The organism is Streptomyces sp. NPDC088732, from assembly GCF_044751205.1.
Taxonomy (GTDB): domain Bacteria; phylum Actinomycetota; class Actinomycetes; order Streptomycetales; family Streptomycetaceae; genus Actinacidiphila.
Map to the genome: position 1 here is coordinate 48,130 of NZ_JBIVLI010000033.1, position 17,727 is coordinate 65,856.

At 74.1% G+C, this 17,727-nt stretch carries 16 protein-coding genes; 6 read left to right on the forward strand and 10 right to left on the reverse strand.

What is annotated here, in order from left to right:
- Nucleotides 1–6 precede the first annotated feature (6 nt).
- A complete protein-coding gene (locus ACIP9H_RS38015) occupies nucleotides 7–558 on the reverse strand; it encodes a GtrA family protein (RefSeq protein WP_401587874.1) in 552 nt (183 codons plus the stop codon).
- Between the two features lie 106 nt (nucleotides 559–664).
- On the opposite strand from ACIP9H_RS38015, the gene ACIP9H_RS38020 reads away from it, so the two are divergent.
- From ACIP9H_RS38020 to ACIP9H_RS38030, 3 genes are read left to right on the forward strand one after another with little or no spacing between them, the layout of a single operon-like run.
- A complete protein-coding gene (locus ACIP9H_RS38020; RefSeq protein WP_401587871.1) occupies nucleotides 665–1,804 on the forward strand; it encodes a 5-(carboxyamino)imidazole ribonucleotide synthase in 1,140 nt (379 codons plus the stop codon).
- Nucleotides 1,801–2,331 carry a 5-(carboxyamino)imidazole ribonucleotide mutase gene (gene purE / locus ACIP9H_RS38025; RefSeq protein WP_401587869.1) on the forward strand — a complete coding sequence of 177 codons (531 nt, stop codon included), beginning with the start codon at nucleotides 1,801–1,803 and terminating at the stop codon, nucleotides 2,329–2,331. Before ACIP9H_RS38020 ends, purE begins: the two co-directional genes overlap by 4 nt.
- Nucleotides 2,332–3,546, forward strand: coding sequence for a dipeptidase (locus ACIP9H_RS38030; RefSeq protein WP_401587866.1), 1,215 nt, complete (start codon nucleotides 2,332–2,334; stop codon nucleotides 3,544–3,546).
- Between the two features lie 98 nt (nucleotides 3,547–3,644).
- On the opposite strand, the gene ACIP9H_RS38035 is transcribed toward ACIP9H_RS38030, so the two are convergent.
- Nucleotides 3,645–4,133 carry an ATP-binding protein gene (locus ACIP9H_RS38035; RefSeq protein ID WP_401587863.1) on the reverse strand — a complete coding sequence of 163 codons (489 nt, stop codon included), beginning with the start codon at nucleotides 4,131–4,133 and terminating at the stop codon, nucleotides 3,645–3,647.
- A gap of 141 nt (nucleotides 4,134–4,274) precedes the next feature.
- Entirely contained in the window at nucleotides 4,275–4,643 is a 369-nt protein-coding gene (locus ACIP9H_RS38040) for an STAS domain-containing protein (protein WP_360910935.1), read from the reverse strand.
- A 219-nt stretch (nucleotides 4,644–4,862) separates the two neighbouring features.
- Between ACIP9H_RS38040 and ACIP9H_RS38045 the strand changes: the two genes are divergently transcribed.
- A complete protein-coding gene (locus ACIP9H_RS38045; protein ID WP_360910933.1) occupies nucleotides 4,863–5,747 on the forward strand; it encodes an RNA polymerase sigma factor SigF in 885 nt (294 codons plus the stop codon).
- A 383-nt stretch (nucleotides 5,748–6,130) separates the two neighbouring features.
- Here the strand turns inward: ACIP9H_RS38045 and hutI are convergent, their stop codons facing one another.
- The 4 genes from hutI to hutU are packed head-to-tail and all read right to left on the reverse strand — an operon-like array spanning nucleotide 6,131 to nucleotide 11,536.
- Complete coding sequence (gene hutI, locus ACIP9H_RS38050) at nucleotides 6,131–7,303, reverse strand: imidazolonepropionase (RefSeq protein WP_401963530.1); 1,173 nt, start codon at nucleotides 7,301–7,303, stop codon at nucleotides 6,131–6,133.
- Nucleotides 7,300–8,658: a formimidoylglutamate deiminase gene (locus ACIP9H_RS38055; RefSeq protein ID WP_401588019.1), complete on the reverse strand. Its 1,359-nt coding sequence runs from the start codon at nucleotides 8,656–8,658 to the stop codon at nucleotides 7,300–7,302. Before ACIP9H_RS38055 ends, hutI begins: the two co-directional genes overlap by 4 nt.
- Nucleotides 8,655–9,842, reverse strand: a complete 1,188-nt coding sequence (locus ACIP9H_RS38060) for an allantoate amidohydrolase (RefSeq protein ID WP_401588017.1) — start codon at nucleotides 9,840–9,842, stop codon at nucleotides 8,655–8,657. Before ACIP9H_RS38060 ends, ACIP9H_RS38055 begins: the two co-directional genes overlap by 4 nt.
- Nucleotides 9,843–9,859: 17 nt before the next feature.
- Nucleotides 9,860–11,536: a urocanate hydratase gene (gene hutU, locus ACIP9H_RS38065; protein WP_401587857.1), complete on the reverse strand. Its 1,677-nt coding sequence runs from the start codon at nucleotides 11,534–11,536 to the stop codon at nucleotides 9,860–9,862.
- 114 nt (nucleotides 11,537–11,650) lie between these two features.
- Between hutU and ACIP9H_RS38070 the strand changes: the two genes are divergently transcribed.
- Nucleotides 11,651–12,922, forward strand: a complete 1,272-nt coding sequence (locus ACIP9H_RS38070; protein WP_401587854.1) for a diaminopimelate decarboxylase — start codon at nucleotides 11,651–11,653, stop codon at nucleotides 12,920–12,922.
- Nucleotides 12,923–14,022: 1,100 nt separating this feature from the next.
- On the opposite strand, the gene ACIP9H_RS38075 is transcribed toward ACIP9H_RS38070, so the two are convergent.
- The 3 genes from ACIP9H_RS38075 to ACIP9H_RS38085 form a co-directional block, all read right to left on the reverse strand.
- Nucleotides 14,023–14,580: a hypothetical protein gene (locus ACIP9H_RS38075; protein WP_401963532.1), complete on the reverse strand. Its 558-nt coding sequence runs from the start codon at nucleotides 14,578–14,580 to the stop codon at nucleotides 14,023–14,025.
- 102 nt (nucleotides 14,581–14,682) lie between these two features.
- A complete protein-coding gene (locus ACIP9H_RS38080) occupies nucleotides 14,683–15,537 on the reverse strand; it encodes a MurR/RpiR family transcriptional regulator (protein ID WP_401587848.1) in 855 nt (284 codons plus the stop codon).
- Between the two features lie 62 nt (nucleotides 15,538–15,599).
- On the reverse strand, nucleotides 15,600–16,949 hold the full coding sequence (locus tag ACIP9H_RS38085; protein WP_401587845.1) for an AMP-binding protein: 1,350 nt from the start codon (nucleotides 16,947–16,949) through the stop codon (nucleotides 15,600–15,602).
- A 93-nt stretch (nucleotides 16,950–17,042) separates the two neighbouring features.
- On the opposite strand from ACIP9H_RS38085, the gene ACIP9H_RS38090 reads away from it, so the two are divergent.
- Nucleotides 17,043–17,486 (forward strand): hypothetical protein, encoded by a 444-nt coding sequence (locus ACIP9H_RS38090; protein WP_401587842.1) that lies wholly within the window; start codon nucleotides 17,043–17,045, stop codon nucleotides 17,484–17,486.
- The last annotated feature ends 241 nt before the right edge of the window (nucleotides 17,487–17,727 follow it).

Sequence of the window (17,727 nt, forward strand, 5' to 3'; positions counted from 1 at the left end):
CGGCGGTCAGCCCGCGCGTCCGACCGGGGCGCCGGGCGCCTCGCCGACGGTCTCGCCCTCGGCTTCGACCAGGAACGATTCTGCCTGCCGTACGGCGCCGTGGCTCGGCAGGGCCTTGAAGACCCAGCTGCGGTAGGACCAGAAGCGGAAGAGGGTGGCGACCCCGATGCCGAGGAACTTGAAGACGTTGCTCTGCAGCGGGCTGTCCCAGTGGAAGCCGTAGGTCGCCATGTAGAGCAGGCCGTTCTCGATCACCAGCCCGATCGCGCTGAAGAGCAGGAAGAGCCCCAGCTCGCGGGTGCGGCCGCCCTTGTCGCGGTCGCGGTAGGTGAAGTAGCGGAAGCCGACGTAGTTGAAGACGATGGCCACGACGGTCGCGATGACGCTGGCACGCACCACCTGGAGGTCCGTGAGGTGCCGGACGAGGTTGAAGACGCCGATGTTGACCAGCACACCCGCGCCGCCGACCGCGCCGAACTTGGCGACCTCGCGCGCTATCCCCCACAGGCGGTCGGTGAGCACCGCCGGCCGGCCGGTGTGCCCCGTCGCTTCGCCCATGTGATCGCCCGGTCCCGTCTGTCTTCGGTCAGAGGCCTTCATGCTAGCCGGGGGGCCGCTGGGACAGGGGTCGGGGCGTCATTCGTACCCAGATATCCTGGTGACTGTGACATTCCCGGTAGTCGGCATGATCGGCGGCGGCCAGCTCGCCCGTATGACCCATGAGGCGGGCATCCCGCTCGGCATCAGATTCAAGCTCCTCAGTGACACGCCCGTGGACTCCGCGGCCCTGGTGGCGGGAGACGTCGTCGTCGGCGACTACCGCGACCTGGGGACGCTGCGCGCGTTCGCGGCGGGCTGCGACGTGATCACCTTCGACCACGAGCACGTACCCACCGAGCACCTGCGGGCCCTGGAGGCCGACGGCATCGCCGTCCGCCCGGGGCCGGACGCCCTGGTGCACGCCCAGGACAAGGGCGTCATGCGGGCGAAGCTGGACTCCATCGGCGTGCCGTGCCCGCGGCACCGCATCGTGGCCGACCCGGCGGACGTGACGCGCTTCGCGGCGGAGGGCGCCGGTTACCCGGTGGTGCTCAAGACCGTGCGCGGCGGCTACGACGGCAAGGGCGTGTGGGTGGTCCGCGACGAGGCGGGCGCCGCCGAGCCGTTCCGGGCCGGGGTGCCGGTGCTCGCGGAGGAGAAGGTCGACTTCGCGCGGGAGCTGGCGGCGAACGTCGTGCGGTCCCCGCACGGGCAGGCGGTGGCCTACCCGGTGGTGGAGTCGATCCAGGTCGACGGCGTGTGCGACACCGTGATCGCGCCCGCCCCGGACCTGCCCGAGGCGCTGTCGGCGCAGGCGCAGCAACTGGCCCTGACCATCGCCAGGGAACTCGGTGTCGTCGGCCACCTGGCGGTCGAGCTGTTCGAGACCCGGGACGGCCGGATCCTGGTCAACGAGCTGGCGATGCGCCCGCACAACAGCGGCCACTGGACCCAGGACGGCGCCGTGACCTCGCAGTTCGCCAACCACCTGCGGGCGGTGCTGGACCTGCCGCTGGGCGACCCGCGCCCGCGGCAGCCGTGGACGGTGATGGCGAACGTCCTCGGCGGCGACTACCCCGACATGTACCAGGGCTATCTGCACTGCATGGCCCGGGACCCGCAGCTGAAGATCCACATGTACGGCAAGGACGTGAAGCCCGGCCGCAAGGTCGGTCACGTCAACACCTACGGCGCCGACCTGGCCGACGTGCGCGAGCGCGCCCGGCACGCCGCCGACTACCTGCGAGGGACGATCACCGAATGAGCAGCAGCCCCCTGGTCGGCATCGTGATGGGTTCCGACTCCGACTGGCCGGTCATGGAGGCCGCCGCCCAGGCACTCGACGAGTTCGAGGTGCGCTACGAGGTCGACGTCGTCTCCGCGCACCGCATGCCGCGCGAGATGGTCGCGTACGGCGAGCAAGCCGCCGGGCGCGGCCTCAAGGCGATCATCGCGGGCGCCGGCGGTGCCGCCCACCTGCCGGGCATGCTCGCCTCGGTGACGCCGCTTCCGGTGATCGGCGTGCCGGTGCCGCTGAAGTACCTGGACGGCATGGACTCGCTGCTGTCCATCGTCCAGATGCCGGCCGGGGTGCCGGTCGCCACGGTCTCGGTGGCCGGTGCGCGCAACGCGGGCCTGCTGGCGGTGCGGATGCTCGCCGCGCACGACACCGAACTGCTGGAGCGGATGCGGCACTTCCAGGAGGAGCTGAACCAGCAGGCGACCGACAAGGGCAAGCGCCTGCGTGCCAAGGTGGAGGGGGCGGCCGGCTTCGGGTTCGGAGGCAAGTAGATGAGCGCGGAGGACGAACTGCTCGCGCGGGCACGGGAACTGCTCGACGCCCATCCCGTCGTGGACGGGCACAACGACCTCCCCTGGCGGCTGCGCGAGCAGGTGCGCTACGACCTCGATCTGCGGGACATCGCCGCGGACCAGTCGGCGCACCTGCACACCGACCTCCCGCGGCTGCGGGCCGGGCGGGTCGGCGCCCAGTTCTGGTCGGTGTACGTGCGCAGCGGCCTGGCCGGCGGGGACGCCGTCGCCGCCGTGCTGGAGCAGATCGACTGCGTCCGGCGCCTGATCGGGCGCCACCCCGGCGACCTGCGGGCCGCGTTCACCGCCGACGACATGGAGTCCGCCCGCACCGAGGGCCGCATCGCCTCGCTGATGGGCGCCGAGGGCGGGCACTCCATCGCCAACTCCCTCGGTGTGCTGCGGACGTTGTACGCGCTGGGTGTGCGCTACATGACGCTCACCCACAACGACACCATCGACTGGGCGGACTCGGCCACCGACGCGCCCCGGCACGGCGGTCTGACCCCCTTCGGCGAGGAGGTCGTCCGCGAGATGAACCGCCTCGGCATGCTCGTCGACCTCTCGCACGTCTCGCCCGACACGATGCGCGCAGCACTGCGGGCGTCGCGGGCACCGGTGCTGTTCTCGCACTCCTCCGCGCGGGCGGTCTGCGACCACGTGCGCAACGTGCCCGACGACGTCCTGGAGCGCCTGCCCGGCAACGGCGGGGTCGCCATGGCGACCTTCGTGCCGCAGTTCGTGCTGCCCGCAGCCGCCGAGTGGATCGTCGGAGCCAACGCCGAGATGACCGCGCACGGTCTGCACCCGCTGGACCAGACGCCGCAGGCGCTGGCGGTCCAGCGGGCCTACGAGCAGGCCAACCCCCGGCCGGTCGCGACCATCGGCACCGTCGCCGACCACCTGGACCACATGCGTGAGGCCGCCGGTGCCGACCACATCGGGCTCGGCGGCGACTACGACGGCGTCTCCTACCTGCCCGAGGGCCTGGGCGACGTGTCCGGCTACCCGCGGCTCTTCGCCGAACTGCTGCGCCGCGGCTGGTCGCGGGAGGACCTGGCGAAGCTGGCGTGGCGGAACGCGGTGCGCGTCCTGCGGGACGCGGAGTCGGTGGCGGCGGACCTGCGGGACGAGCGGCCGTCCAACGCCTCCATCGAGGAACTGGACGCCTCCGCCGCCCACGACGGGGAATGACCACCGGACCTGACGGATGGTCAGGCAGGCGGGGGCGCACGAAAACCGACGCACCGTGGGATGCGCCGGGACAGCAGCGGTGGAGGCCGGGGGACCGGCTACGCGGGAGCCGCGACCTCGGCCCAGACCGTCTTGCCGGGCTGCCCGTCCATGCCGCGCAGCACACCCCAGTCCAGGCAGAGCCGCTGCACGATGAACATGCCGTGCCCGCCCGGCCGGCCGGCGCGGTGCGGGGTCCGCGGGGCGGGGTCGCCCACGCCGCCGTCGGCGACCTCCAGACGGAGCGACTTGGGCTGCCGGTGCAGCCGCAGTTCCTCGGGGCCGCCCGCGTGCAGGCAGGCATTCGTCACCAGCTCGGAGACGACCAGCAGGACGTCCTCGGCGGCGGCCCGCCGGTCCGCGGAGTCGGCCGGGAGCCAGCCCCAGTCGTTCAGTGCCTGCCGCGTGAAGTCACGTGCCATGGGCACGGCACCCGCGACACCCGACAGATGGAGCCTGCGCACCTGGGCCTCCCCCGGTCCGGAGGGCAGCGCGTCCGCGCCGCCCGGGTCGCGGTCGTCCGCCGCAGGGGGCCGCGTGGTGCTCATCAGCGCCTCCACTCACCGATGTCCGCCAGTGTCAGATGTGATCCCGAGGTGTCTCCTGCCCTGCCCTCCCCGCGGGACACATCCCGATTGCCGGACGATCAGGGCACACCTCACGGGCCCCGCGCGGGGCCCGCCGGAGGATCACTCCTTGAGCGCGTCGTCCAGCGTGTCGTGCACGGTGAACACGGCCTCGGCACCGGTGATCGAGAAGACCTTGGCCACGGCCGGCCGCATCCCCGCCAGGTGGACGGAACCTCCGGCCGCCTCCGCCTTCAGACGGGCGCCGAGCAGGACGTTCAGTCCGGTGGAGTCGCAGAACTCCAGACCGGTGCAGTCCACGACGAGCGTGCTGTGACCGTCCTCGACGAGCTGGTCCAGCGGCTCCCGCAGCAGGTCTGCCGTGTGGTGATCGAGCTCACCGGTGGGCGCGACGACCGCGCTCGTGCCCGAGCGGCTCACAGCGACACGCAGCCGGTCACGGCCGGTCGTCCCGACCATCTCGCGGTCCATGCGCACTCCTCCCGGATGAATCGGCCATGCGCATCTCGCACCCTACGCGCTTTCCTGACCTCGGTGGTAGTCGCTCCGGGAGACCCGCGGCCCCTGCCGGGACCGCGCCAGGACCGGACCGGTCCGAGTTGCAATATCCGCGCCAAACGGGGTAGGCGTGGAGTGTGGGCTGAATTCCTGGTTCCGCATGCCCCCGTCACCGCACCGAGGGAGGAGAGCATGGCATCCCGGCTCGACGCGCGCGACGCGTCGGCGACTACGGAGACCACCGTTCACAAGGAGTACGGGACCCCGGAGGGCCTGGAGGACCTGCCGGAGATCCCGCCTTACGACGAGGTGGGGCCGGTGGACGCACGGGCGCTGTCCAAAACGCTCTTCCAGCGGCTGGAGACGCTGGAGGAGGGCACCCACGAGTACAGCTATGTGCGCAACACCCTGGTCGAGCTCAATCTCGCCCTGGTGAAGTTCGCGGCGTCCCGGTTCCGCTCCCGCAGCGAACCGGTCGAGGACATCGTCCAGGTCGGCACGATCGGGCTGATCAAGGCCATCGACCGCTTCGAGATGAGCCGCGGCGTCGAGTTCCCCACCTTCGCCATGCCGACGATCATCGGTGAGATCAAGCGGTTCTTCCGCGACACCTCCTGGTCCGTGCGCGTCCCGCGCCGGCTGCAGGAACTCCGCCTGGACCTGGCCAAGGCCGGTGACGAGCTGGCCCAGAAGCTGGACCGCGCGCCCACCGTGGCGGAACTCGCCGAGCGGCTTCAGATCAGCGAGACCGAGGTCGTCGAGGGCATGAGCGCCAGCAACGCGTACACCGCGAGCTCGCTGGACGCCCAGCCCGAGGAGGACGACTCCGAGGGCGCGCTCGCCGACCGGATCGGCTACGAGGACCACGGTCTGGAGGGGATCGAGTACGTGGAGTCCCTCAAGCCGCTGATCGCCGAGCTCCCCTACCGCGACCGGCAGATCCTGTCGCTGCGCTTCGTGGGCAACATGACACAGTCCGAGATCGGCCAGGAGCTGGGCATCTCGCAGATGCACGTGTCCCGGCTGCTGACCCGCACCCTCGGACGGCTCAGGCGCGGCCTCCTCGTAGAGGACTGACCCCCTCCGCCTCTCCCCTCCGAAACGGCCCCCGCCCCTCTCACCAGGCGCGGGGGCCGTTCTGCGCCATGACCGCCGGTAGGGCTTCAGCGCGGCCTTTGCGCCCGCCCGGACCGCCCTCACACCCCCCACCGGGGATCAGGCGCATGACGAAACGGAGGGGGCGGGGTCGCAGGGGTGGCGTTCTGGACACTGGAGCATATTTGGGTGCGTGACCCGGGGTGCTCAACGAAAAGCGCCTGAGGCACCTAAATGTGCTGTCCAGAATGGCAGCCCCGGAGGCCCCGAACCCGGCCCCCCAACAACGCGCGTCGGGGCGCGTGACCTCGCCGGGCACACGGGCGGGAGGGCGGGGGAAAAACCCGGTGCAGCGGAGCGCAGCGCTACGCCGGGACCCGCACCCCCCGCCGCCACACGCCGGCCACCAGCGGCACCCCGGGCCGGTAGGCCAGGTGCACGTGCGAGGGCGCGTCCAGCAGCACCAAGTCCGCCCGCGCCCCCGGTGCCAGGTGCCCGACGTCCTCGCGCCGCAGCGCCCGCGCCCCGCCCCACGTGGCCGCCCGCACCGCCTCGTCCGGGGTCATCCGCATGTCGCGCACGGCCACGGCCACGCAGAAGGGCATCGAGCTGGTGAAGGAGGAGCCGGGGTTGCAGTCCGTGGACAACGCGACCGTGACGCCCGCGTCGATCAGCCGCCGCGCGTCGGGATAGACCGCGCGGGTGGAGAACTCGGCGCCTGGCAGCAGCGTGGCCACCGTGCGGCCGCTCGCCAGGGCATCGACGTCGGCGTCGGTGAGGTGCGTGCAGTGGTCCGCCGAGGCGGCGTCCAGCTCCACGGCGAGCTGCACACCGGGGCCGTGGCCGAGCTGGTTGGCGTGGACGCGCGGGACCAGGCCGCGGGCGGCGCCGGCGGTGAGGATCGCGCGGGCCTGGTCGCCGTCGAAGGCGCCGCGCTCGCAGAAGACGTCGACCCAGCGGGCGTACGGGGCGCAGGCGTCGAGCATCGGGCCGGTGACGAGGTCGACGTAGCCGGCGGGGTCGTCGGCGTACTCGGGGGCGACGATGTGCGCGCCGAGGTAGGTGACCTCGTCGGCGTGCGCGCCCGCGATCCGCAGTCCGCGGGCCTCGTCGTGCGGGGTGAGGCCGTAGCCGGACTTGGTCTCGATGGTCGTGGTGCCCTGGCGCAGCGCCTCGGCGACGTAGCGGGCGACGTTGGCGTGCAGTTCCTCGTCGCTCGCGGCCCGGGTGGCGGCGACGGTGGTGCGGATGCCGCCCGCGGTGTAGGCCCGGCCGGACATGCGGGCGTTGAACTCGCGGGTGCGGTCGCCGGCGAAGACCAGGTGGGAGTGGGAGTCGACGAAGCCGGGGACGACCGCCCGTCCCGCCGCGTCGTACGCCTCGTCGGCGGCGGGCGCCTGCGCGCTGGGGCCGACCCAGGCGACGTGCTCCCCGTCGATGACGACGGCGGCGTCCTCCAGCAGGCCGAGCGGGCCCTCGCCGAGTGCCGGGTCGTTGGTGACCAGGCTGCCGATGCCGGTGATGACACTGCTGCTCATGAGGGGTTTCCTTCTGCGGCGGAGACTTCGGCGATCGCGGCGGCGAGCGCCCCGCCCACGTCGCGCACGAACTGGTGGGCCCCGTCGCGCACGATGTGGCGCCCGCCGACCACGGTGTGCCGGACATCGGCGTTGGTGGCGGCGAAGACCGCCGTCTCCACGCCCAGCCGGGGCGGCGGTCCCGCGGTGCGGACGGAGTCCAGCGCGACGGTGGTGAAGTCGGCGAGGGCGCCCGGCTCCAGCCGGCCGCCGTCCGCCCAGCCGAGCGAGGCGTGGCCGTCGGCGGTGGCGGCGCCCAGCAGGGCGGCGGCCGTCCAGTGGCCGCGGGTGCGGGTGCGCAGGCGCTCGTCGAGCTCCATCGCGCGCGCCTCCTCGAACAGGTCGATCACCGCATGGCTGTCGCTGCCCAGGCTGAGCGGGCTGCCCGCCTCCTGGAGCGCCCGGGCGGGGCCGATGCCGTCGGCGAGGTCGCGTTCGGTCGTGGGGCACATGCAGATCGTCGTGGCGGAGCCGCCGAGCAGTGCGATGTCCTCGTCGGTGAGGTGCGTGGCGTGCACGGCCGAGGTGCGCGGGCCGAGCACGCCGTGGTCGGCGAGCAGCCGTGTGGGGGTGACGCCGTGCGCGGCCAGGCAGGCCTCGTTCTCCGCGGGCTGCTCCGACAGGTGCACGTGCAACGGGGCCTGCCGGTCCCGCGCCCAGCGCACGACGGTGCCCAGCTCCCCGGCGGGAACGGCCCGCACCGAGTGCACGGCGGCGCCGATCCGCACCTGCGGGCCGTCGCGCAGCACGGCGGCGCGCTCGGCCCAGGACTCGGCGTCGCCGTCGCTGAACCGCAGTTGGTGCGGCTCGGGGGCGGCGCCGAAGCCCGAGGAGAGGTAGACGGTGTCCAGCAGCGTGATGCGGATGCCGGCCTCGTGAGCGGCGGCGATCAGGGCCTGACCCATCGCGTTGGGGTCGGCGTAGGGGGCGCCGCCGGGCCGGTGGTGCACGTAGTGGAACTCGCCGACGCAGGTGATGCCGGCCAGCGCCATCTCCGCGTACGCGGCCTTGGCGAGGGCGAAGTAGTTCTCGGGCGTGAGCCGCCCGGCGACGCCGTACATCACCTCGCGCCAGGTCCAGAACGTGCCGGCGCCCGCCTGCACGGTGCCGCGCAGCGCCCTGTGGAATGCGTGGCTGTGGGCGTTGGCCAGGCCCGGCAGGGTCAGCCCGCGCAGCGTGACCGCGCCCACCGGCGGGGCCGGGACACCGGTGCGCAGCGCGGCGATCCGGCCGTCGGCGGTGGCCTCCACGACCACGCCCGCCCGGACCCGGCCGCCGGTCCAGGCGTACTCGGCCCAGTAGCTCTGCGGGGTCAGTGACACGCCAGGCCCTCCAGTACGTCGGCGAGTGCGGTCACCCCGGCCGTGCAGTCGTCCTCGGCCGCGGTCTCCGCCGGGGAGTGCGAGACCCCTGTGGGGTTCCGTACGAACAGCATGGCGGTCGGGACCGCCTCGGAGAGGATGCCGGCGTCGTGTCCCGCGCCGGTCGGAAGCACGGGGGCGCCACCGAGCAGCTTGGCGAGTGCGTCGCGCAGGCCGTGGGCGAACTCCACGACCGGGGTGAACGACTCGCGGGTCACGCCGACGGCGACGCCGTCCCGCCCGCCCCGCTCCACCGCGGCCCGCTCGATCTCGGCGACGAGTGCGGCGAGGGTCGCCTCGTCGGCCGCGCGGGAGTCCAGCCAGCCGCGGACCAGGGAGGCGATGGCGTTGACGCCGTTGGGTTCGACGCCGACCTTGCCGAAGGTGGCCAGGGCCCCGGCGGACCGGGCCTGTTCGCGGGCCGCGAGCACGGTGGCGGCGTACGTCAGCATCGGGTCGTGGCGGTCGTCCAGGCGGGTGGTGCCCGCGTGGTTGGCCTCGCCGTGGAAGTCGAACCGCCAGCGGCCGTGCGGCCAGATCGCGGAGGCGACGCCGACCGCGTGCGGGGTGTCGGCGAGGAAGCGGCCCTGCTCGACGTGGAGTTCGACGAACGCGCCGATCCGGGCGAGGCGTTCGGGGTCCGGGCCGATCGCCTCGGGGTCGTGCCCGGCGCGTTCCATGGCCTGCGCGAGGGTGACACCGTCGCCGTCGCGCAGCTGCCGGGCCTTGTCGGGGGTGAGCTGCCCGGCGGTGAGCCGGGAGCCGACACAGGCCAGTCCGAAGCGGGCGCCCTCCTCGTCGCCGAAGTTGACGATCGCCAGGGGCTTGTCCGGGCGGGCGCCGCGGGCGCGCAGCTCGTCCAGCGCCGCGAAGGATGACACGATGCCGAGCGGGCCGTCGAAGGCGCCGCCGTCCGGCACCGAGTCCAGGTGCGAACCCGTGACGACGGCGTCCCCGGCAGTGGGATCGCCGAGCCAGGCCCACTGGTTGCCGTTGCGGTCCAGCTCGTACGCCAGGCCCCGGCTCTCGGCCTGCGCCCGGAACCAGGCGCGGCAGTCGGTGTCCGCGCCGGTCCAGGCGTGGCGGCGGTAGCCGCCGGAGCCGGAGTCGCGGCCGATCGGCCGCAACTCCGCCCACATCTCGTGGAACGAGGAGGTCACGCGGTTCCGTCCTCGCGCATCGGGACGCGCACCCCGCGCTCGGCCGCGACCTCCTCGGCGCGGTCGTAGCCCGCGTCGACGTGCCGGATGACGCCCATGCCGGGGTCGTTGGTGAGCACGCGGCGGATCTTCTCGCCCGCGAGCTTGGTGCCGTCGGCGACGGTGACCTGGCCGGCGTGGATCGAGCGGCCGATGCCGACGCCGCCGCCGTGGTGGATGGAGACCCAGGAGGCGCCGGAGGCGACGTTGACCATGGCGTTGAGCAGCGGCCAGTCGGCGATGGCGTCGGAGCCGTCGAGCATGGCCTCGGTCTCGCGGTACGGGGAGGCCACCGAGCCCGCGTCGAGGTGGTCGCGGCCGATGACCACCGGGGCGGCCAGGGTGCCGTCGGCGACCATCTCGTTGAAGCGCTCACCGGCCTTGTCGCGTTCGCCGTAACCGAGCCAGCAGATGCGCGCCGGCAGGCCCTGGAAGTGGACGCGCTCACCGGCCATCTTGATCCAGCGGGCCAGGGACTCGTTCTCCGGGAAGAGCTCCAGGATCGCCTTGTCGGTCTTGGCGATGTCGGCCGGGTCGCCGGACAGCGCCGCCCACCGGAAGGGGCCCTTGCCCTCGCAGAACAGCGGCCGGATGTAGGCGGGGACGAAGCCGGGGAAGGCGAACGCCCGGTCGTAGCCCGCGAGCTGGGCCTCGCCGCGGATGGAGTTGCCGTAGTCGAAGACCTCGGCGCCGGCGTCCATGAAACCGACCATCGCCTCGACGTGCTTGGCCATCGCCTCGCGGGCCCGCTGGGTGAACTCGGCGGGCTTCTCGGCCGCGTAGGAGGCCATGTCCGCGAAGTCGACGCCGATCGGCAGGTACGCCAGCGGGTCGTGCGCGGAGGTCTGGTCGGTGACGATGTCGATGGGCGCGTCCATCGACAGCAGCTGCGGCACGAGTTCGGCGGCGTTGCCCAGCACGCCGATGCTGAGCGCCTTGCGCCGGTCGCGGGCCTCGGTGGCCAGGGCGAGGGCGTGCTCCAGGGAGTCGGCCTTCACGTCCAGGTAGCGGTGCTCGATACGGCGCTCGATGGCGCGCGGGTCGACGTCGATGCAGATGACGACGCCGCCGTTCATGGTGACGGCGAGCGGCTGGGCGCCGCCCATGCCGCCGAGCCCGGCGGTGAGGGTGATGGTGCCCGCGAGGCTGCCACCGAACTTCTTCTCGGCGACAGCGGCGAAGGTCTCGTACGTGCCCTGGAGGATGCCCTGGGTGCCGATGTAGATCCACGAACCGGCCGTCATCTGGCCGTACATGGTCAGGCCCAGCGCCTCCAGGCGGCGGAACTCCTCCCAGGTGGCCCAGTCGCCGACCAGGTTGGAGTTGGCGATGAGCACACGCGGCGCCCACTCGTGGGTCTGCATCACGCCGACCGGGCGGCCGGACTGGACGAGCATCGTCTCGTCCTGCTTCAGCCCCTGGAGGGTGCGGACCATCGCGTCGAAGGAGCGCCAGTCGCGGGCGGCCTTGCCGGTGCCGCCGTACACGACGAGCTTCTCGGGGTGCTCGGCGACCTCGGGGTCGAGGTTGTTCTGCAGCATGCGCAGCGCGGCTTCCTGCTGCCAGCCCTGTGCGGTGAGCGCGCTTCCGCGCGGTGCGCGCACGGTCCTCGGTCCGCTGCCGGTTGCGGTCATGCCCCTGCCTCCTCGCGACTGGATTGAATCATTCACATCCTTGCCTGGTGAATAGCCCCAGTCAACCGGGTCTCTTCCCCTGAGGGAATTGTCCGCCCGCGCCACCATGGAGGCATGAGCCGACGGGGGAACGTCCTGCGCGCCGCCGTGGAACACGGACTGGTCGGACCGGAGCAGCCGCTGGCCGGCCTGCTGGACCTGGACGGGATCCGCGCCTCCGCCGCGGCCCTGCGGGAGGCATTCGCCACGCCCGGCACCGAGGTCACGCACACCTTCGCCGTCAAGGCCGCCTCACTCGTACCGGTACTGCGGCTGCTGGCGGAGGAGGGCATCGGGGCCGAGGTCGCCAGCCCCGGCGAACTCGCCCTCGCCCGGGCGGCGGGCGTCCCCGCGGACCGCACCGTCCTGGACTCCCCCGCCAAGACACCCGCCGAACTCGCCGAGGCCCTCGCCCTCGGTATCGCCGTCAACGCCGACAACTTCCAGGAACTCGCCCGGCTGGACCGGCTCGTACGGCCCGGGACGGCCACCCCCCTGGGACTGCGCGTCAACCCGCAGGTCGGCGGCGGCAGCATCGGCGCGATGAGCACCGCGACCGCCACCTCGAAGTTCGGCGTCGCCCTGCGCGACGAGGGCGCCGCCGACCAGGTCGTCCAGGCCTTCCTCGACCGCCCCTGGCTGACCCGCCTCCACACCCACACCGGCTCCCAGGGCGTCCCCCTGGAACGCATGGCGGCCGGCGTCCGCGCCACGTACGAACTCGCCGAGCGCGTCAACCGCGCGGCCGGACGGCAGCAGGTCCGCGTCATCGACATCGGCGGCGGCCTGCCGGTCGACTTCACCACCGACGAGGTACGGCCCACCTTCGCCGAGTACGCCGGGATGCTGCGAGCCGCCGTCCCCGGGCTCTTCGACGGGCGCTACGGGCTCGTCACCGAGTTCGGCCGCTCGCTGCTGGCCCGGCACGGCACGGTCCTCGCGCGGGTCGAGTACACCAAGTCCGCGGGCGGCCGGGCCATCGCGGTCACCCACGCCGGCGTGCAGGTCGCCACCCGCACCGTCTTCGCCCCGCAGTCCTGGCCGCTGCGGGTACTGGCGCTCGACGGCAAGGGCGTCGCGAAGCGGGGTGAGCCCGTCCTCCAGGACATCGCCGGCCCCTGCTGCTTCGCGGGCGACCTCGTCGCCTCCGCACGCGCCCTCCCCCTGCTGGAGGAGGGCGATTTCGTCGCCCTCCTCGACACCGGCGCCTACTACTTCTCCACCCACTTCGCCTACAACTCCCTCCCCCGCCCCGCCGTCCACGGCCACACCGGCGACCCCCCGCACTTCCGCACCCTGCGCCGCGCCCAGACCCTCGCGGAACTCGTCGCGGAGTCCGGCGGCTGAGCGGCGGCGCGGGGCGCCGCACGACCGGGCCGACCCCGGCCACGTTCCCCTCGCCCCCACCGAACTCGCGCCTGCGGCGCCCGGCCAGCGGGCCGCAGCCGCGCCACGCGGAACGCCACCGCGGCCGAGCCCGACCCGGCTCGGACGGCTGCGCCCGGGCCGAAGCCGCCGCACGCCCGCCGGCATCGCCCGGTCGACGTCGCGCAACTGCGCCGCTGGGCACGGCCCCGGGGAACACCGCCGTGGCCTGGCGGGTCGGCTGAGCGCCGGAACTGCACGAGCGCGGGACGAGCCCGACCCGGACCGCCGCACGACCACGGCTGCGCGCGCGCCGGCCCCGAGCCGCACGCAACACCACAGGGCCCGAAGCGGGCGCGGGGCCGGACGACCGCACCAGGGCACCCCGGGCCGAAGCCTCCACACACACCCGGCAACCCCGCCACGACCGCACCGCACCGCACCAGCGCCTGCCTCTCGGACTGCCGCACCACAGGGCCCTCCGCCACCCGTCAACGACTCCCCGTCCGCACCGAACTCGTGCCCGCGCCCCGCGCCCCGCGCCACCAGGGCCGGGGACGCACACGAACTGGACGACCAGATCGACACGACGGGCGGACTGCGCCTGCGCCGCCCAAGCGGGCGCGGGGCCGGACGACCGCACCAGGGCACCCCGGGCCGAAGCCTCCGCACACACCCGGCAACCCCGCCACGGCATCGCCCGGCCAACGGACGACAGCCGAGCCGCACAGACCCCGCGGAGCGATGCCGGGGCCGAACCGCCCAGGCGTCCGGCGGCAGCACTCACACCTGTACGGCCAGGTCGACGGCCGACGGCTGAGCCGCACAGGATGCCGCACCATGGGGCCCTCCGGGCCGAACGCCCGCCCACCCGGCCGGACGGCGCGTGCCGCCGCACCCCCACGGCGCACCGGGCCGAACCGCCCGCGCGGTCGGCGACGTCACCCTGCCCAAGGCGACCCGGCGATCGTTGCGAAGGCCCGCACAGCAGGCCGCACGGAAGGCGCGGCCCCCGCGGCCGAATCAGCGGCCGAAGGCAACGCCCGCCCGCACGGGACGCGCGCCCCCGCGGCAAGAGCCGGTCAGCGGCGGGTGCCGCCGGGGGCGGCGTCGCCGGCGGCCGGGCCGGTGGTCTCGTAGGACGGGACGGACGGCGCGGCGGGGCCGCGGCCCGCGTGCTCGGGGCGGACCCAGACCAGTTCGTCGTGCGCGCGCTCCCAGCGGCCTATGCCGACCGCCTTGGCCCACAGGCCCGCGCCGAGGCCGGCGAGCAGCATGCCGCCCGCCGCCGGGACTGCGGCGCTGGACGCGAGGGCGACGGCGAAGGCGCCCAGCAGCCACCAGCGGCGGGAGCGCGCCCAGCCGCGGGCCGTGACGCGGCGGTCCTGGAGGAACACGGACCTCGGGGCCCGCTCCGCCCGCCCGGCCAGGGCCGCGTACCGGCGGCGCCGGACGAGGAAGGCGGCGAAGGCGGCCACGACGAACAGGGCGGCGCCGCCGAGGACGCCGATGCGCCGCCCGGTCAGGCCGGGGACGAAGACCCCGGTGCCCGCCGCGACGACCCCGAGCCACCACAGCCAGCGTGCTTCCGTCCGCACCAGGACCGCGACCCTTGCCAGCACATACGTTCCGCGCACCACGTCCTGCCCCTCCCTCGCGCTCCGTCACATGTCGAGGGGGGAGATTACTCGGCGAACTTCAAGATTCCGTGAGGAGAACGGGAGCCTTTTCCGGGGCCGCCGTCATTCCGCGAACAGCCCCGCGGCCGCCGCCTTCGCGTCGAACTCCTCCAACCGCGCCTGGGCGTCGGGCAGCCCGTCGCACATGGCCTCCAGCAGCACCCGCCCGAGCAGCATCGGTGCGCACGCGGTGTCGAAGGCGAGGCCGGTGCCGACCGCCGCCGGGAGCAGGATGTCGGAGTGCGCGGCGACCGGCGCGAACGCGCTGTCGGCCACGGTCACGACGGTGAGCCCCGCCCCGCGGGCGTACGCCAGCGCCTCGACGACCTCGCGCGGGTGCCGCGGCAGGGCGAAGCACAGCAGCGCGCTCGCCCCGGCCAGCACCGCCGCGTCGACGCGGTCGGCGAGCATGCTGCCGCCCTCGTCGAGCAGGCGCACGTCGGGGTGGACCTTGCCCGCGAAGTAGCCGAAGCCGCGGGCCTGGGCGGCGGCCGCGCGCAGGCCGAGCACGAGCAGCGGCCGCGATCCGGCCAGCAGCGCGCCGGCCCGGGCGACGGGCGCCGGGTCGGCGAGGAGGGCCGCGAGGTGCCGCAGGTTCTCGATCTCGGCCTGGACGGCCTCCTGGTACTCGTTGTACGTGTCGCCCGCCGGCCGGCCCTCGGGCACCGCGGCGGGGACGACCTCCCGCAGGTGGCGGCGGAGCGCCGGGTAGCCGTCGAAGCCGAGGGCGACGGCGAAGCGGGTCACGGAGGGCTGGCTGACGCCGGCGAGTTCGGCGACCTCGACGCTGGACAGGAAGGGCGCGTCGGCGGCGCGCCGCACCAGGCAGTGGGCGATGCGGCGCTGGGTGGGCGTGAGGCGGTGGGCCTCGAACAGCTTCATCAGGCGCGCCGACGCGGTGTCGTTGTCCGTCGACATCTGGCTCTCCCCGTCCGTTCCCGCTCCTCCGGCAAGCGTGCCATGCCGTGCGGCCCGCGCACCTACGCGGGCGGCAGCAGCTTCTTCTGGGGCTTGCCCATCGCGTTGCGCGGCAGTTCGGCCAGGAAACGCACTTTGCGGGGGCGCTTGTGGACCGACAGGTGCCCGGCGACGAAGTCGATCAGCTCCCGCTCGGTCACCCCGTCGGCGACGACGTACGCGACGATCTCCTGGCCGAGGTCCGCGTGCGGGGCGCCGACCACCGCCGCCTCCCGCACCGCGGGGTGGTCCAGCAGCGCGTTCTCGACCTCGCCCGCGCCGATGCGGTAGCCGCCGGACTTGATCAGGTCGGTGGAGGCCCGGCCGACGATGCGGTGCATGCCGTCGGGGTCGACCGCCGCGATGTCGCCGGTGCGGAACCAGCCGTCCTCGGTGTAGGAGGCGGTGGTGGCCTCCGGGCGTCCGAGGTAGCCGTCGAAGAGCGTCGGCCCGGTGAGTTGCAGTTCCCCGATCTCCTCGCCGGGCTGGGCCGCGATCCGGGTGCGGATGCCGGGCAGGGGGAGGCCGACGGACCCGGGCCGCCGCTCGCCGGAGGCGCGGGTGCTCACCGTGATCAGGGTCTCCGTCATGCCGTAGCGCTCGACGGGCCGCTGCCCGGTCAGCGCCTCCAGGTCCCGGAAGACCGGCGCGGGCAGCGGCGCGCTGCCGGACACCAGCAGCCGGGCGCCGGCGAGCGCCTTGGCCGCCTCCGGTTCGGCGGCCACGCGGCCCCAGACGGTGGGGACGCCGAAGTACAGGCTGCCGCCCGCCTCCGCGTACGCCTGCGGGGTCGGGCGCCCGGTGTGGACCAGGCGGCTGCCGGTGCGCAGGGCGCCGAGGACGCCGAGCACCAGGCCGTGCACGTGGAACAGCGGCAGGCCGTGGACGAGGGTGTCCTGCGCGGTCCACTCCCACGCCCCGGCGAGCGCGTCCAGGTCGGCGGCGATCGCGCGGCGCGGTACAAGGACGCCCTTGGGGGCCCCGGTGGTGCCGGAGGTGTAGAGCACGAGGGCGGTGGTGTCCGGTCCCGGCTCGGGGCCGTCGAAGGCGGCGCTCTCCGCGAGGTCGACCGGGGGTGCCTCGACCGCCCCGGAGTCGCCAAGGATGTGCCCGCGCTCGGCCGGGCCCGCGTCGGGCGGCACCGGCACCACCGGCACTCCCGCGAGCAGCCCGCCGACGACCGCGACGACCGTCTCCAGGGTCGCGGTGGCGTGCACGGCCACCGCGGGCGCCCCCGCGATCCGCCGTGCCACGGCCCCGGCCGCGGCCAGCAGCCCTTCGCGGGAGCTGGCCGCCCCCGCGACGACGAGTGCGTCGGGGCGGTCGCCGTGGTCGCCGTACAGCGCGGTCAGCAGGGGCCTGGGTGCGGTCACGGCACGACCCTACTGGGGAGGGGGGAGCGCCCCTGAGGGAGTTCGGGGGTTTCCCCCAGTGCCCCGGCGCGCCGGTGTCCGTACGGTGGCGTCATGGACGCCCGCGACCCAGAGCTCAAAAAGGAATTCGCCGCCACCCTTCAGGCGCGCAAGGACCTCGGTGAGGAGTACGAGTCGGCGCTCGTCGACTCCTTCCTGGAGAAGATCGACCAGCGCATCGACGCCCAGGTCGAACGGCGCGTGCGCCGCGAACTGGCCGAGCACCAGACGGCGTTCGCCCGCGCCGGCCGCCAGGTCGGGCCGAACGGCGACGAGGGCCGCAGCCGGTTCGGCGCGCGCTACGGCTTCGCCGGCTTCTCCCTCATCATGGCCATCCCGCTCTCCGCGATCGGCGCGAACGAGCACCTGCCCGGGCTGCTCATCGCCTGGGCCGGGATCGTGGGCGTGAACGTCGCCCAGTCGATGGGGTTCCTGTTCGCCGAGCGCGAGCAGGACCGGCGCGCCCGCCGCAGGAACCCGGACGCCTGGGAGGACTGACCCCGAGGAGCGTCAGCGCGCGAACAACGCCACGACCCGCTCCGCCACCGCATTGCCACGGGCCGCCGCGAACTGCTGCGGCCCGCCCGCCTGGCGACGAGGTCGTGGGCGTGAACGCCGCCCAGTTCGCCGAGCGCGAGCAGGACCGGCGCGCCCGCCGCAGGAACCCGGACGCCTGGGAGGACTGACCCCGAGGAGCGTCAGCGCGCGAACAGCGCCACGACCCGCTCCGCCACCGCCT